The sequence below is a fragment of the Saccharopolyspora elongata genome, from assembly GCF_004348985.1.
Classification (GTDB): Bacteria; Actinomycetota; Actinomycetes; order Mycobacteriales; family Pseudonocardiaceae; genus Saccharopolyspora; species Saccharopolyspora elongata.
Window position 1 is genome coordinate 1 of record NZ_SMKW01000007.1, and the last position, 15250, is coordinate 15250.

A 15250-nucleotide genomic window follows, 5' to 3' on the forward strand; every position below is an offset into this window, starting at 1 on the left:
GCGATGGCGGGGAGGGTCCGCCCGGTCCCATTCCGAACCCGGTAGCTAAGCTCCCCAGCGCTGATGGTACTGCACTCGATAGGGTGTGGGAGAGTAAGACACCGCCGACACATTTTTTGAGAAGGGTCCCTTCTCTTCCGGTAGAACGGAAGAGAAGGGACCCTTTCTCCATTTGTGGTGAAGTGCGAACCGAGCCCGAAAGGCCGTAGGCGGCTGTGTTGTCGACACGTACGCTCACGGGCATGGGTGGTGTGCGGATTCTCGTTGTCCAACCGTCGAAGTTGGATCCGCCGGGCGAGCTCGGTGAGTGGCTGCTCGCCGCCGGCGCGGAACTCGACGTCGTGCTTCCGGCGGAGCAGGAGCTCCCGGCCGGCTTCGACGATCATCAGGGCGTGGTCGTGCTCGGCGGAGAGATGGGCGTGTACGACGATGCGGAACATCCTTGGCTGGCCGGACTTCGCGCGCTGCTGAGCAAGGCCGTTGGTGAGCGGGTGCCGGTGTTGGCGGTATGCCTCGGTGCTCAGCTGCTCGCCGTCGCTACCGGCGGCCAGGTGCGTCCAGCTCGCAAGGGGCCGGAGGCCGGGACCTTGCTGGTGGCGAAGCGGGATGCCGCGGCGGAGGATCCGCTGCTCGGCCCGGTTCCGTTGACCCCTGATGTGCTGCAGTTCCACACCGACGAGATCTCTTCCCTGCCGCCGTCGGCGCAACTGCTCGCTTCTTCTCCGAAGTGCGACAACCAAGCGTTCCGGGTCGGGGACTGCGCTTACGGGTTGCAGTTCCACATCGAGACGACCCCGGACATCGTGTTGGAGTGGGCCAGGCTGTCGCCCGAGGTCGCGGAGACGGTGCGGCCGGGGCAGCTGGAGGTCGAGCATTTGCGGGAGTTCCACGCCGACCTCGCCGAAACCTGGCAGCCGGTCGCCGAGCGCTTCGTCCGGCTGGTCGCCACGCCGCCGGAGGAGCGGACCACCAGCAGGTTCCTGCCGTTGGCGTGATTGTCGTCAGGTGGGGTCTCCAACGGGATTCAATGCGGACTACGGTTCGAACATGGCGAACAGCAACTCGTCCCGATCGGGTTCGGTGCCGTCCACCGCGCGTTACGGATTCAGCGACGCGTCGCGGGCCGGGGACCAGTTGAGGCGAGTCGGCTGGTGGTCGGACACGGGCCCGGGGGAATCCGAGCCGATCGTCGCCGCGTTGTCCCGGACGCCGGACCCGGATCTGGCGCTGCTGTCGCTCGACCGGATTCGGGAAGCCGTCGGCTCGGGCTGGGTGGAGTTGTCGCGGTCGCTCGGGGGCGACATCGGGCTGCGCGGGCGTTTGTTCGGTGTGCTCGGCGATTCCACGGCGTTCGCCGATCATCTCGTGGCGAATCCCGGTGACTGGCACCGTTTGCGCTCCGACACCGTTCAGCCGAGCACCCTCCAGGAACGCACCGCGGTGCTGCTGGCGTCAGTGGGGGCGGACGGAGACGGGGTACCGGGAACAGGGGGCGGCCCGGTTGCGAAGTTGCACGGTCCGGAGGCGGTCAGTGCTTTGCGGAGTACCTATCGCGGCTTGCTGCTGGACGTCGCCGGCAATGACATGGCTAGCGTCGCGGAGCCTTCGCTGCCCACGTTGCCGTACGAGAGCGTCGCGGCGAACCTCTCCGACGTCGCGGTGGCTGCGCTTCGTGCGGCCCTGTCGGTCGCCGTCGCCGAACTGCAGCGGTCCGGCGTGGACGAGGTGCCTCGGCTCGCGGTGATCGCAATGGGCAAGTGCGGCGGCCGGGAGCTGAACTACGTCAGCGACGTCGACGTCGTGTTCGTCGCGCACAGCGAATCGGAGATCCCGGCTGCGACCCGGTTGGCCAGCCTCATGATGCGCGTGGCAGGCCCGGCCTTCTTCGAGGTCGATGCCGCGTTGCGGCCGGAGGGCAAGGCAGGCGCGCTGGTGCGGACGCTCGACGGGCACCTCAGCTACTACCGCAGGTGGGCTCGCACCTGGGAGTTCCAGGCGTTGTTGAAGGCGCGGCCGGTGGCGGGCGACGAAGAGCTCGGTGACCGCTACCTGGAGGCCGTGCAGCCGTTGGTGTGGACCGCCGCGGAGCGCGAGGGATTCGTCGTGGACGTGCGGTCCATGCGGCGGCGGGTCGAGGAGCACGTCCCCTCGGAGTTGGTGGAGCGTGAGCTGAAGCTCGGCCGCGGCGGCCTGCGGGACGTGGAGTTCGCGGTGCAGCTGCTGCAGATGGTGCACGGCCGCAGCGACGGCTCGCTCCGCTCGAAATCCACATTGGACGCTTTGCTGGCGCTGGGCGACGGCGGCTACGTGGCCCGCGCGGACGCGGCCGACCTCGTGGACTCCTACCGGTTCTTGCGCACCGTGGAACACCGGTTGCAGCTGCGGCAATTGCGGCGCACCCACCTCTTCCCGCCGTTCGACGACGCCGATGCGCTGACGGTGCTGGCCCGCGCGGTCGGTTTGCGCTCCAGCGGCCGGAACACCGCGGCTCAGGCCCTGGTGGGCGAGTTCCGCCGGCACGGCAACAGGGTTCGCCGACTGCACGAGAAGCTCTTCTACCGTCCGCTGCTGGAGGCGGTCGCGAAGGTGCCCACCGCGGCGCTGCGGTTGACCACCTCGGCGGCCGTCGAGCGGCTGGCCGCACTCGGCTACACCTCGCCGGAAGGCGCGTTGCGGCACATCGGGGCGTTGACGTCCGGGATGTCGCGGCGGGCCAGCATCCAGGGCACCCTGCTGCCGATGCTGCTGGATCTGCTGGCGAACACGCCGGATCCCGACGGCGGTCTGCTGGCCTACCGCAAGGTTTCCGAGGCGCTGGCCGAAACCCCTTGGTACCTGCGGCTGCTGCGCGACGAGGGCGTGGTCGCCGAGCGGTTGGCCCAGCTGCTCGGCACCTCGAAGCTGGTGCCGGAACTGCTGGTGCGGGCACCGGAGGTGCTGCGGCTGCTCTCGGACACTTCGGCTCTCGCCGAACGAGATCCGATGGAGGCAGCGGTTTCGCTGCGCAGCGCGGTGGCGCGGTACTCGGAGCCGCAGCGGGCGGTGTCCGCGGCTCGTTCGTTGCGGCGGCACGAGCTGCTGCGCATCGCGTGCGGCGACCTGCTCGGCCTCATGGAGCCGACGACGGTGTTCGGGGCCCTGTCGAACATCTGGGTCGCCGTGCTCGAATCCGCGTTGGATGTCGCCGTGCGGGACGTGGCCAGCCGGTCGGATGGCGAGATCCCGGCGCGGATCGCCGTCATCGGGATGGGGCGCCTGGGCGGCAACGAGCTGGGTTACGGCTCCGATGCCGACGTGATGTTCGTGTGCGAGCCCGTCGGCGAGGCCGATGAGCGCTCGGCCGTCCGGTTCGCCACTTCCGTCGTGGAGCAGGTCCGGCGGCTGCTCGGCGCGCCGAGCCAGGACCCGCCGCTGGAGGTCGACATCGACCTGCGGCCGGAGGGACGGCAGGGGGCGCTGGTCCGGACCCTGGATTCCTACCTGACGTACTACCGGCGTTGGGGCGAGGCATGGGAGGCGCAGGCCCTGCTCCGGGCGCGCGCCGTCGCCGGCGATCGAGACCTGGGCGAGCGGTTCTGCCACGCGATCGACCCGGTCCGGTATCCGGAGGGCGGGCTGGACGAAGGCAAGGTCCGGGAGATCCGGCGCATCAAGGCGCGGGTGGATTCCGAGCGGCTGCCGCGAGGCGCCGACCCGGCCACGCACACCAAGCTCGGGCGCGGCGGCCTGGCCGACGTGGAGTGGACGCTGCAGCTGCTGCAGCTGCAGCACGCGCACGCGTTCCCCGAGCTTCGAACCACTTCGACCGTGACGGGGCTGCGCGCCGCGGCAGCCGTCGGCGTCATGGAGACCGGTGATGCCGACGAGCTCATCGAGGCGTGGACGTTGGCGATGCGCGTGCGCAACGCCGTGATGCTGGTGCGCGGCAAGCCCGACGACCAGCTTCCCAAGCACACCTGGGAGCTGAGCGCGGTCGCCGCCGCGTTGGGCTATCCGGCTGGAGTGGACACCGGTGAGGTCGTCGACGATTACCTCCGGGTCACGCGGCATGCCCGCGCCGTCGTCGAACGAGTCTTCTACGGTTCCTGATCGCAACGCCTAGGGTGGCGAGCATGACTGATCTGCTTCGCCAGGCGGAAGAGCACGACCACCAGCGGATCGTGACGGCGATCGAGTCGTGGTGGACGGATTCCCGCAGCCCCGCCGCCGCTCGCGAATTGTCGCTGCTGGTGCCGCGATTGTTCCTGCAGCATTTCTCCCGCACCAGCTTCGTGGCCGAGCGGGATGGCCGAATGACCGGTTTCCTGATCGGATTCCTGTCCGCCGACCGCGCCGAGGACGCCTACATCCACTTCGTCGGCGTCGACCCGGCGCTGCGCCGAAGCGGGCTCGCTCGCGCGCTATACGCCGATTTCTTCGATGCCGCTTCTCGTGCCGGGCGCCGCCGCGTCCACTGCATCACGTCCCCGGCCAACTCCGGGTCGATCGCGTTCCACCAGAGCATGGGATTCGAGCTCGTCCCAGGCGACGCCGAGGCCGACGGGGTGCCCGTGCACCGCGACTACGACGGCCGGGGGCACGACCGGGTTTGTTTCGTCCGGGACATTTCGGGGCTTTGACCGGCGATCGTGCAACGTGGACCATTCGGGCAGGCACCCGGTGAAATTGTTCCACCGCGCGCAATTGCGGTAGTCGAATAGGCCGGATGGTGCATCGCGGCTCCGGCGTCCCCATTGGACCATTTTCGGGAAACCCCGGTCGGCGGTCCCGAATTGCCGAATTCACCAGTAGCCTCGGCGATCGAGTGCGGGCGTGTTTCGGGATGGGAGAGGTCGATGTCCGAGGACTTCGAGCTGCTCGTCGACCGGCAGGCGCTGTGCGGGACGAGCCCGCTGTGGATGCCGGCGCTCAATTGCGTGTATTGGGTGGACCTGATGCGCCGCGAATTGCACACCTATCACCGGGATTCCGGTGTCGACGAGGTGCGGGTGCTGCCGGGCGCGGTGACCGCGCTGGGTGCGACCCGGCACGGGCAGTTGATCGCCGCGGCGGGGAACGGTTTCGCGCGGGTGTACCTGGGCCGCGCCGCGCTGGAGCCGGTCGTGCAGGTGCGCAACGGCGACAGGATGAGCGTCGGAGCGTGCGATCCGGCGGGGCGGTTCGTGGCAGGCACGCTGACGCACGCCCGCGACGTCCGCGCGAGCGCGCTGTTCGTCCTCGACGGCGACCGCGCGCGGCTGCTGGTCGAGGGGGTGACCGGCGCTGGTGGGCTGGCCTGGAGCCCGGACGGCACGCGGATGTACGTGGTCGACACGCGCGCCATCTGGGTCTACGACTACGACGTGGAGCGGGCCCGGGCGCTTTCCGGCCGGCAGTGGGTGGCGTGCGCGGAGTCGGAGGGCAGCCCGGAGGGCGTCGCGGTGGACGCCGAGGGCTGCGTGTGGGTCGCGATGCACTGGACCGGGCGGATCCACCGGTACGCCCCGAGCGGGGACCTCGAAACCGTGCTGTGGGCGCCGACCCGGCGGATCACCAGCCTGGCCTTCGGCGGGTCGCGGCTGGAGGAGATGTACGTGACGTCGGCGTGCTTCGGCTACGACGAGCCCGGGCTGCTCGCCGATCCCTGCGCCGGTGCGCTGCTGCGGTTCAAGCCCGGCACGGTCGGTGCCCCGTTGACGCCGTGGCAGGGCATCTGATCGGCAATGCGAAAGCGGGGTGGGGACCGAAGTCCCCACCCCGCTCGCGCAACGCTCAGCCGATCACACGTCGAAGTACAGCGAGAACTCGTGCGGGTGCGGGCGGAGGCGGATCGGGTCGATCTCGTCCTCCCGCTTCAGGCTGATCCAGGTCTCGATCAGGTCGGGGGTGAACACGCCACCCTCGAGCAGGAAGTCGTGGTCGGCTTCCAGGTTGTCGATGACCTTCGACAGGCTGTCCGGCACGGTCGGCACGTTCTTGGCCTCTTCCGGCGGCAGCTCGTAGAGGTCCTTGTCGATCGGCTCGGCCGGCTCGATCTTGTTCTTGATGCCGTCCAGACCGGCCATCATCATCGCGGCGAACGCCAGGTACGGGTTGCCGGACGGGTCCGGGCAGCGGAACTCGACGCGCTTGGCCTTCGGGTTCGCACCGGTGATCGGGATCCGCATGCAGGCGGAGCGGTTGCGCTGCGAGTACACCAGGTTCACCGGGGCCTCGTAGCCCGGCACCAGGCGGTGGTAGGAGTTCACCGTCGGGTTGGTGAAGGCCAGCAGGCTCGGCGCGTGGTGCAGGATGCCGCCGATGTAGTGGCGCGCCATGTCCGACAGGCCGGCGTAACCGGACTCGTCGTAGAACAGCGGGCTGCCGTCCTTCCACAGCGACATGTGGCTGTGCATGCCGGAACCGTTGTCACCGAACAGCGGCTTGGGCATGAACGTCACGGTCTTGCCGTGCTGCCAGGCGGTGTTCTTGATGACGTACTTGAACAGCTGCAAGTCGTCCGCCGCGTGCAGCAGCGTGTTGAACTTGTAGTTGATCTCGGCCTGGCCGCCGGTGCCGACCTCGTGGTGCGCCCGCTCGATGGTGAAGCCCGAGCCGATCAGCTGCTTGACCATCTGGTCGCGCAGGTCCGCGAAGTGGTCGTACGGGGAGACCGGGAAGTAGCCGCCCTTCATCCGGGTCTTGTAGCCCCGGTTGCCGCCTTCCTCGTCGCGGCCGGTGTTCCACCAGCCCTCGACCGAGTCGACCTCGGCGAAGGTCTTGTTGGCGGCCTCACCGAACTTGACCGAGTCGAAGATGTAGAACTCGGCCTCGGCGCCGAAGAACGCGGTGTCGGCGATGCCGGACTCGTTCAGGTACTGCTCCGCCTTGCGCGCGATGTTGCGCGGGTCGCGGCTGTAGGGCTCCAGCGTGAACGGGTCGTGCACGAAGAAGTTGAGGATCAGCGTCTTCTCGGCGCGGAACGGGTCGATGCGAGCGGTGTACGGGTCCGGCAGCAGCAGCATGTCGGACTCGTGGATCGACTGGAAGCCGCGCACCGACGAGCCGTCGAAGGCCAGCCCCTCGGTGAAAGCGTCCTGGTCGAACGCGGTCGCGGGCACCGTGAAGTGCTGCATCACGCCCGGCAGGTCGCAGAACCGGACATCGACGAACTTCACGTCCTCATCGGCGATGAAGCGCAGGACCTCGTCAGGATTCTTGAACAACCTCGGTGGCTCCTAACCGCACTCGTACAGCTCACCGACCGCCATGCCATGGGGTTCCGCCGCCGGCTCGAAGCCAACGTTATGTCAGGGGTGTTGCCCCGTCGTCACCCGAATGTTTCGCGGGCGTTAACTGCCGCCTGTTCGGGTGGTAGGGGTTGCGCGCAGTGGCCGTACGTGATGCTCCGACAGCGCCAGCGCGGGCGGCACGTACCCTGGGTGACGTGCGAAAAGTCGGATCGTGGCTGGACGGCCCGAAGAGCGCATTCAAACAGGCGCGCGAGCAGGCGAACGAGACCCGGCCCGAGTGGCGGGGCCAGCAGCTGGGGCTGCCCGAGAGCGGTCCCGGCGCGGCGGCGCCGGTGGGTCGGCGGATGGCGGCGTTCCTCATCGACATCGTGCTGGCCGCGCTGGTCGCCGCGTTGTTCACCGCGCCGGACTACCCCCAGAACTGGAGCCTGGTGGCCTGGGTGGTCATCACCGTGGTTCCGGTGACCTTCTTCGCCGCCACGCCGGGCATGGCGGCGATGCGGATCTGGGTCGCGCGGGTCGACGGCGCGGTCATGGTGGGGCCGTGGCGGGCCGCGGTGCGCTGCGTCCTGACGGCGCTGATCGTCCCGGCCGTCGTGTGGAACTTCGACGGCCGCTCCTGGCACGACCGGCTCACCGGCACCATCGTCCTCCGCCGCTGAAAGATCGCGATGCGAAGAAGCGGGCCCGGGTTCTTCGACCCGGGCCCGCTTCTTCGTCCTCGTTGCTTCTTACTTCGCGCGGCGAACGGCGCGCGACACGTTCCGCATCTTGGCGCCCTGTGGCATGGGGCCCTTGGGCAGCGAGTTGCCCCGGTTGGCGAGCGCCGCCAGCCGGTTCTCGATCGCGTCGATCTGGGCCGGGCCGATGTTGCGCGGCAGCTTCATGATGCGCTGCTGCAGCTTGCTCAGCGGCACCTGGTCCTTCTCGTGGCCGACGGTGATCTCGTAGATCGGGGTTTCGCCGACGAGCCGGGAGATCCGCTTCTTCTCCTGCGACATCAGCGACTTGACCCGGTGCGGCGAGCCCTCGCCGACCAGCACGATCCCCGGGCGGCCGATGAGCCGGTGCACGGCGTCGAGCTGGGCGGTGCCCGACACGGCCTGGGTCAGCACCCAGCGGCCGCGCAGGTTGTCCAGGGCCCATCCGGCGGCGCCGGGCTGGCCGTCCGCCTTGCGGTAGACGGTCGACTGCACGCGCCGACCGAAGATGATCACCGCGGCCAGCAGCCCGAAGGCCAGGCCGACCGGGAGGAACACCCAGTGCAGGCTCCAGATCATGCCCAGCAGGAACACCACGGCGGTCACGCCGAGGAACGCCCCGAGCATCAGCGGGAGGAGGAGCTTGTCCTCCCGGCGTTGCATCTTGAACGCCTCGAAGATCTGCTTGATCCGGCCCCGTGTTGCCTGGCGCCTTGCTTTGGCCGCCGCTTTCTTGGCGGCCTTGTCCTGCTTGGCCATGGTTTTCAGGATACGGCCCGGTCCGCGCCGGGTGCAGGTGCGGTCCGAGATGCGTGACCGACCCGTGAACTCCGACCCGGAAACACGGTCGGGTGAACGGTGAAGGGCACCGCGGAGCGGCGTGGCCGCCCGGCGGTGCCCTTCACGCGGAAAGCGTCAGCGGTTGAGGAGGCTGGTGGCCTCCTGGGCCGCGGTGCCGGCCTTGGCCAGGTGGGACAGGTTCTCCGGCAGCGGCATGCCGCGGTGCACCGTGGCCTTGGCGTACAGGCGGCCGGCGCGGTAGCTGGACCGCACCAGCGGGCCCGCCATGACGCCGGGGAAGCCGATCTCCTCGGCGGCCTTGGTGTGCTCGACGAACTCCTCCGGCTTGACCCAGCGGTCCACCGGGTGGTGCCGCGGACTGGGGCGCAGGTACTGGGTGATGGTGATGATGTCGCAACCCGCGTCGTGCAGGTCCTGCAGCGCCGGGCGCACCTCGTCGGGCGTCTCGCCCATGCCGAGGATCAGGTTCGACTTGGTCACCAGGCCGGCGTCGCGGGCCATGGTGATCACCTTCAGCGACCGCTCGTAGCGGAAGCCCGGCCGGATCCGCCGGAACACGCTCGGCACCGTCTCCAGGTTGTGCGCGAGCACCTCCGGGCGGGAACCGAACACCTCGGCCAGCTGGTCCGGGTCGGCGTTGAAGTCCGGGATCAGCAGCTCGACGCCGGTGCCCGGGTTCATCGCGTGGATCTGCCGGACCGTCTCGGCGTACAGCCAGGCACCGCCGTCGGGCAGGTCGTCGCGGGCGACACCGGTGACCGTCGAGTAGCGCAGGCCCATCGCCTGCACCGACTCCGCCACCCGGCGCGGCTCCTCGACGTCCAGCTCGGCCGGCTTACCGGTGTCGATCTGGCAGAAGTCGCATCGGCGGGTGCACTGGTCCCCGCCGATGAGGAACGTCGCCTCGCGGTCCTCCCAACACTCGAAGATGTTGGGGCACCCCGCTTCCTCGCAGACGGTGTGCAGGCCCTCGCGGCGGACGAGGCCCTTCAGCTCCTGGTACTCGGGGCCCATCCGTGCGCGGGTCTTGATCCACGACGGCTTCTTCTCGATAGGCGTCTGGCTGTTGCGGGCTTCCAGCCGCAGCAGCTTCCGGCCCTCCGGCGCGACAGTCACGACGACAGGCTACGCCCCTGAGACAACCGGTTCGAGAAGGTGGGAGGGGTCACTACCAGGCGCTACGGGTTCGCGTGATCTCGCGCGTCATACTGCACAGTCGTGTCGACAACCTCTTGGGCAGTTCGCCTCAGATGGGCGCCGTGGTCCCGCGTCGTGCGGCTGCACCTCGCCGGGGATCGCTGGCCGCGGCTGAGCGAAGGACCGATCTCGGTGGCGCTCCGGCTGGCCTGGCTGCTGTTGCTCGTGCCCGTGCTGCTGGGCTGCTGGCTGGAACTGCTGCTCGTCCTGGTACTGCTGCCGTTCGCGCTGATCGTGCGGGCCGCCGGGACGGGATGGCGGCTGGAGGTCAGCAGCCGGGGTTGCCGCGCGGGCGTGATCCGGGTGGGCAGCCTGGCCGCGGCTCGCCGGCTGCGCCGGGCCCTGCGCGAGCATCTGGGCACCAATCCGGGGTTGGACGACGCGCGTGCCCTGCTGGCGGCCGAGCAGGCCGAGCTCCAGCCGGTGGAGATCAGCGCGCGGCGGTGGCGGCTGGTTTCCCACCAGCTCAGCCCCTACGGGCGTCGCCGCTGGTTCCTGTGGCGCCGCAGGTTGTCGTTCGAGGACGCGATGGACAGCCTGCCCAGCGGTCTCGGCGACGACCCGGTCTCGGCGATCATCGCCATCCCGTTCGTGCTCTGGTTCGCGGTGCTGTTCACCGGCGCGACGCTGGAGCTGCTCGCGGAGATCGCGGTGCTGCCGGTGGTGTTCCTGCTCAAGCTCTGCCACGTGCTGCCGTGGCCGGTGGAGCTCGTGCGGCAGGGCTCGGTCGAGCCGCAGGCCCAGGTGCGGGGCATGATCGCGTCGGTGCGTGCCCGGCGGGCGCTGACCGCCGGGCACGCGGTCCGGTTGCCGCTGCCCAGCCTGGTGCGACGGGTGCCGCAGCCGGTCAGCTGAGCTCGTGGGCGGCGGGCCGGTGGTGGACGTACTCGATCACCGTGCCGTCCGGGTGGCGGACCGTGAAGCCCTCGCCGACCGGGGCGCGGAACCGCTGCTGGACGAATTCGAGTCCGTCTTCCTGGAACCGCTCCTCGTACGGACCGATGTCGGGGACCAGCAGGGTGCCGACGGTCCGGCGGAAGGGGGCCAGCGACTCGTCGGTGCCCGCGATGATCAGGAAGCCGCCGACCGCGGTGAGCGCGAGGTCCTCCTCCGGGTACGGCATGACCATGTCGCGTTCGACGCCGAGCAGCCGCTCGTACCAGGCCGTGGTCGGTTCGAGCTGTTCCGCGGCGACGAACACCCGCACGAACGTCCGGGGCGCCGGCAGGTTCGAGGAGTCGGGGTCGCGGCGCCAAAGTTGTTGGGGCACGGGCTGTTCCTTTCGGTTCCAGGTGGACGCGCCCCAGCCTGTCCGGCTGCCGGGATCTCATCCAGGAGCCGGTTCATGCGGTGATCGCAGGTCATAGGCTGGCGACGTGAGCACCGCAGCGGACCCCCGGCGCCGGGAGCTCGGCGCGTTCCTGCGCGCGAGCCGGGAGCGGCTCGATCCGGCCGATTTCGGGCTCCCCGCGACCGGTCGGCGGCGGACGCCGGGGCTGCGTCGCGAGGAGGTCGCGGCGGCCTCCGGGGTCGGCCTGGCCTGGTACACGTGGCTGGAGCAGGGGAGGGTGCGGACTTCGCGCGAGGTGCTGCAGGCCCTCGCCGGCACCCTGCGGATGGGGCGCGACGAGCGGCGGCACCTGTTGGCGCTGGGCGGTTTCGTGTCCGACGACGCCGACGATGGCGGGGTTGTCGAGCGGCTGCGGCCGATGCTGGACAGCTGGCCGCTGACGCCGGCGCTCGTGCTGAACCACCGGTTCGACGTCCTGGCGGGCAACGATGCGTACGCGGCGGTGTGGCCGGAACCGGAGCTGTCCGGCCGCCCGAACCTGCTGCTGGCCTTCGCCGGGAGCAAGCGGCTGCAGGACCTGCTGGTGCCGGAGGAGCGGTTCCTCTACGAGCTTTTCCTCCGGTTCCGGGCGCGCGCCGACCGGTTCCCGGGCGACGACGTCGTGGACCGGTTGCAGGAGCTGCGCCCGGACCTCGCGCACTGGTGGAGTTGCCGGGCGGTCCGGGAGTTCGGCGGTTGGCCCGTCACGGTGGCGGTCGACGGCCGGAGGCTGCGCTTCGAGTGCTCGCTGCTGCAGCCGGACGGTTCTGCGCTGCTGTTGGTGCAGGCTCCGGCGGATGCGGAGACCCGCCAGTGGATGCAGCACCGCGCCTGATCGCTGGGGAGCCTGCTTCGGTGGCCGTGGAGGCTGTCCGGGAACGTGGGCTGCGCGCCGTTTTCGCGCGAAAACGGCGTTCGCCACGCCTGCGGGGCGACGGTTTCGCGCGAAAACGGCGCCTCGCACCCGGCTACTGCATCCCCGCCGCACCGCCTCCACAGCGCTGCCTCGTGATCAGGCGGAGCGTTCGCCCCAGGCGGTCAGAAGCTGGGGATCAGCTTCCGGAGCCGGCCGCCGATGCACTGCGGGGACGGCTCCGGGGTGATGCGCACCAGCTGCAGGAACGCGCGGCCGACGCGGGCCACGTCATCGGCCGGTTCGGTGTGCTCGGCGAGCCCGGCGGCGATGGCGAGCAGTCGGTGCTCGCGGGCCATGTCGCCGCGCAGCACCGGATCCGATTCGTGCCGGTCCAGGAGGTCGCGGAGCACCGGGTTGGCCTCCGCGGTGCGCCGCCACGCGGCGGTGACGGCCTGGACCCGGTCGGCGTGCGGGGCGTCATCGGTTTCGGCGAGCGCGACGCCGATGCGGCCGGTCAGCTGCTGGGTCCACTTGTACTGCAGGGCGCGCAGCGCATCGGTGGCGTCGAGGAAGGGCGCGGGCACTTGGGTGAGGGCCTCGGACGGGTTTCGGCTCGCGTCGTCGAGCACCGTCTGGATCGCCTGTTGCCGCCGGCGGAAGTCGTTCCAACTCATCTTCGCTCTCCGGGATCGGGCCCGGGGTGATACCCCAGGTGTGCGGCATACCGAGAGTATGTTGGTGTACCGACGGTACCACGAGGCCGTACCGCCGGTATGTCATAGGGTTGTGAGCATGGCGACAGCTCGACCACGACGCGTGGAGTACTCGGAGAGCACCAGGCAGGCCCTGGTGGACTCCGCCGTCGAGCTGTTCACCGAGCACGGCTACGCGGGTACCTCGCTGGACGAGATCGCCAAACGAGCCCGGGTCACCAAGGGCGCGCTCTACCACCACTTCGGCGGGAAGCAGGCGCTGTTCGAGGCGGCCTTCGACGCGGTGGAGACGAGCGTGGTGGCCCGCCTCGCCGAGGTCATCTCCACCGGCAGTCCCTGGGAGGCCACCCGGTCTGGGCTGCGGGCCTTCCTGGAGGTCTGCCTGGAGCCGTCCTACCAGCGCATCGTCGTGCAGGACGGGCCCGCGGTGATGGGCTGGGAGCGGTGGCGGGCGGCGGAGGAGGCCTACACCTTCGGCGTCGTCCGGGGCGTGGTCGGGACGCTGGTCGAGTCGGGGGAGATCGCCCCGCTGCCGGTCGAGGCCCTGGCCCGCGTGGTGTTCGGCTCGCTGTCGGCGGGCGCCACCGCGATCGCCGGGTCGAAGTCGCCCAAGCAGGCCCGCGCCGACATCGGCGAGTGCGTCGAGCGGGTCCTCGACGGGCTGCGGAACACGTGATCGGGCGGCGGTCGGCGCGCGCAGAACCCCGCTACTAGCCTCGGGAACCGTGAGCGAACACTTCAAGTTGCGGATCTTCACCGAGCCCCAGCAGGGCGCGACCTACGACGACTTGCTGCGCGTGGCCAAGCACGCGGAAGCCACCGGCTACGACGCGTTCTTCCGCTCCGACCACTACCTGAAGATGGGGGCGGTGTCCGGCGAGCCCGGCCCGACCGATGCCTGGGTGACCCTGGCCGGGCTGGCCCGCGAGACCAGCCGGGTGCGGCTCGGCACGCTGATGACGGCCGGCACCTTCCGGCTGCCCGGGCCGTTGGCGATCTCGGTCGCGCAGGTCGACCAGATGTCCGGCGGGCGCATCGAGTTCGGCCTCGGCACCGGCTGGTACGAGGAGGAGCACACCGCCTACGGCATCCCGTTCCCGCCGCTGAAGGAGCGGTTCGATCGCTACGCCGAGCAGCTGGAGATCATCACCGGGCTGTGGGGCACCCCGGCAGGCGAGCACTTCAACTACGACGGCCGGTACTACCGGATCGAGGAGTCGCCGGGGCTGCCCAAGCCGGTGCAGCAGCCGCGGCCGCCGCTGCTGATCGGCGGGCAGGGCAAGAAGCGGACGCCGGAGCTGGCCGCGCGGTTCGCCGACGAGTTCAACCTGCCGTTCGTCGGCCTGGACGCAGCGGCGGAGCAGTTCGAGCGGGTGGCGGCGGCGTGCGCCGCGATCGGCAGGCCGCAGGAGGAAATCGTGCGGTCCGCGGCGCTGGTGCTGTGCGTCGGCAAGAACGAAGCGGAGGTCTCGCGCCGGGCCGACGCCATCGGCCGGGAGGCCGAGGAGCTGCGCCTCAACGGCCTGGCCGGGACGCCCGACGAGGTCGTCGACAAGATCGGGACCTGGCGGGAGCGCACCGGCATCACCCGCCTCTACCTCCAGGTCCTCGACCTCGCCGACTTGGACCACCTCGACGTGGTCGCCGCCGAGGTCGCCACCCGGCTCTGACCTCCTGGCGCGGGACGCCTTCGGTGGTGTCCCGCGCCTCCCCGGCGCGGGACGCGGCAGAGGCGCCCCCGTGCGGTCTCTTTCCTCGCTCGGTCGGGGGCCTACTCGGGCTGGTCAGGCGCCTCGGCGAGATCGCGTCGAGCACGAGATGACGTCGTCGCGGAGGCCGGCGCGAGGATGCGAAGCGTGTGCTCGACGAGCTTGTCGAGATAGTCCGGGGTGGGCAGGGGATAGCCGAGCAGGGCTTCGTGACGAGTCGCCCAGCGGGCGGCGTTTCGCGCTGGACGATCTCAGCGCGTTGCGAGTTGGCCCGCGATGTCGGAGGCCGCGGTGAGCAGGATCAGGGCCGGGATCGTCGCCTGGGCGCGCAGCCGGTAGGTGCCGCGTTTGTCCTGCTCCACGAGGCCGCACGCGGTCAGGCTCTTCAGGTGGTGGTAGAGCTGCCCGGTGGAGCCCAGGCCCGCCGCTTCCTGCAGGGCGGCGGCGGGCTGGGCGCCCTGCTGGGCCAGCAGGCGCACGATCGCGGCCCGCGCCGGGTGGCCGAGCGCGGCCAGCACGTCCGTGCGCGGGCCGTCGTCCATGCCGAGCACCCAGGCCGGGTCGACGTGGATTCGCCACTCCAGCTCGACCGGTTCGGCCAGGCTGCCCTGGTACTGCACGACGCCGCCGCTGGGCTCGACCTCGTCGGCCCGTCGCGTTCCTTCGAGGGCGGCGACGCGCTCTTCCAGCGCTGCGATCCGCTGGTGCAAGTCCTCCGATGTCACCGGACGA

15 protein-coding genes and 1 rRNA gene are annotated in these 15250 nt (G+C 70.2%); 10 read left to right on the forward strand and 6 right to left on the reverse strand.

Going from position 1 to position 15250, the window contains the following annotated elements; translation table 11 throughout:
• From rrf to E1288_RS07605, 5 genes are all read left to right on the forward strand, one after another.
• Positions 1 to 110: ribosomal RNA gene (rrf, locus tag E1288_RS07585) — 5S ribosomal RNA — on the forward strand; the annotation flags it as partial.
• Between the two features lie 132 nt (positions 111 to 242).
• Positions 243 to 995, forward strand: coding sequence for a type 1 glutamine amidotransferase (locus E1288_RS07590; RefSeq protein WP_132482671.1), 753 nt, complete (start codon positions 243 to 245; stop codon positions 993 to 995).
• 52 nt (positions 996 to 1047) lie between these two features.
• Positions 1048 to 4089, forward strand: coding sequence for a bifunctional [glutamine synthetase] adenylyltransferase/[glutamine synthetase]-adenylyl-L-tyrosine phosphorylase (locus E1288_RS07595; RefSeq protein ID WP_132482673.1), 3042 nt, complete (start codon positions 1048 to 1050; stop codon positions 4087 to 4089).
• Between the two features lie 23 nt (positions 4090 to 4112).
• A complete protein-coding gene (locus tag E1288_RS07600) occupies positions 4113 to 4619 on the forward strand; it encodes a GNAT family N-acetyltransferase (RefSeq protein ID WP_132482675.1) in 507 nt (168 codons plus the stop codon).
• 216 nt (positions 4620 to 4835) lie between these two features.
• Positions 4836 to 5696, forward strand: a complete 861-nt coding sequence (locus E1288_RS07605) for an SMP-30/gluconolactonase/LRE family protein (RefSeq protein WP_132482677.1) — start codon at positions 4836 to 4838, stop codon at positions 5694 to 5696.
• A 63-nt stretch (positions 5697 to 5759) separates the two neighbouring features.
• Here the strand turns inward: E1288_RS07605 and glnA are convergent, their stop codons facing one another.
• Positions 5760 to 7184, reverse strand: coding sequence for a type I glutamate--ammonia ligase (glnA, locus tag E1288_RS07610; RefSeq protein WP_132482679.1), 1425 nt, complete (start codon positions 7182 to 7184; stop codon positions 5760 to 5762).
• 221 nt (positions 7185 to 7405) lie between these two features.
• On the opposite strand from glnA, the gene E1288_RS07615 reads away from it, so the two are divergent.
• Positions 7406 to 7873 carry an RDD family protein gene (locus E1288_RS07615; protein ID WP_132482681.1) on the forward strand — a complete coding sequence of 156 codons (468 nt, stop codon included), beginning with the start codon at positions 7406 to 7408 and terminating at the stop codon, positions 7871 to 7873.
• A 69-nt stretch (positions 7874 to 7942) separates the two neighbouring features.
• Here E1288_RS07615 and E1288_RS07620 read toward each other — a convergent pair whose 3' ends face one another.
• The gene (locus E1288_RS07620; protein ID WP_132482683.1) at positions 7943 to 8671 is read right to left on the reverse strand and encodes a DUF4191 domain-containing protein; all 729 of its coding nucleotides are present in this window, start codon (positions 8669 to 8671) and stop codon (positions 7943 to 7945) included.
• 156 nt (positions 8672 to 8827) lie between these two features.
• The gene (gene lipA, locus E1288_RS07625; protein ID WP_132482685.1) at positions 8828 to 9829 is read right to left on the reverse strand and encodes a lipoyl synthase; all 1002 of its coding nucleotides are present in this window, start codon (positions 9827 to 9829) and stop codon (positions 8828 to 8830) included.
• A gap of 102 nt (positions 9830 to 9931) precedes the next feature.
• Here lipA and E1288_RS07630 point away from each other — a divergent pair, with 102 nt between their 5' ends.
• Positions 9932 to 10765: a hypothetical protein gene (locus tag E1288_RS07630; protein WP_132482687.1), complete on the forward strand. Its 834-nt coding sequence runs from the start codon at positions 9932 to 9934 to the stop codon at positions 10763 to 10765.
• Here E1288_RS07630 and E1288_RS07635 read toward each other — a convergent pair.
• Complete coding sequence (locus E1288_RS07635; RefSeq protein WP_132482689.1) at positions 10758 to 11180, reverse strand: VOC family protein; 423 nt, start codon at positions 11178 to 11180, stop codon at positions 10758 to 10760. The two genes, E1288_RS07630 and E1288_RS07635, sit on opposite strands and share 8 nt — an antisense overlap.
• 106 nt (positions 11181 to 11286) lie before the next feature.
• On the opposite strand from E1288_RS07635, the gene E1288_RS07640 reads away from it, so the two are divergent.
• Positions 11287 to 12075, forward strand: coding sequence for a helix-turn-helix transcriptional regulator (locus E1288_RS07640; RefSeq protein WP_132482691.1), 789 nt, complete (start codon positions 11287 to 11289; stop codon positions 12073 to 12075).
• Between the two features lie 203 nt (positions 12076 to 12278).
• Here the strand turns inward: E1288_RS07640 and E1288_RS07645 are convergent, their stop codons facing one another.
• On the reverse strand, positions 12279 to 12770 hold the full coding sequence (locus E1288_RS07645) for a hypothetical protein (RefSeq protein ID WP_132482693.1): 492 nt from the start codon (positions 12768 to 12770) through the stop codon (positions 12279 to 12281).
• A 118-nt stretch (positions 12771 to 12888) separates the two neighbouring features.
• On the opposite strand from E1288_RS07645, the gene E1288_RS07650 reads away from it, so the two are divergent.
• Both E1288_RS07650 and E1288_RS07655 read left to right on the forward strand, forming a co-directional pair.
• Complete coding sequence (locus tag E1288_RS07650) at positions 12889 to 13485, forward strand: TetR/AcrR family transcriptional regulator (RefSeq protein ID WP_132482695.1); 597 nt, start codon at positions 12889 to 12891, stop codon at positions 13483 to 13485.
• A gap of 49 nt (positions 13486 to 13534) precedes the next feature.
• Complete coding sequence (locus E1288_RS07655; protein ID WP_132482697.1) at positions 13535 to 14479, forward strand: LLM class F420-dependent oxidoreductase; 945 nt, start codon at positions 13535 to 13537, stop codon at positions 14477 to 14479.
• 290 nt (positions 14480 to 14769) lie between these two features.
• Here E1288_RS07655 and E1288_RS07660 read toward each other — a convergent pair whose 3' ends face one another.
• A complete protein-coding gene (locus E1288_RS07660) occupies positions 14770 to 15243 on the reverse strand; it encodes an ArsR/SmtB family transcription factor (protein WP_132482699.1) in 474 nt (157 codons plus the stop codon).
• Positions 15244 to 15250 lie beyond the last annotated feature (7 nt).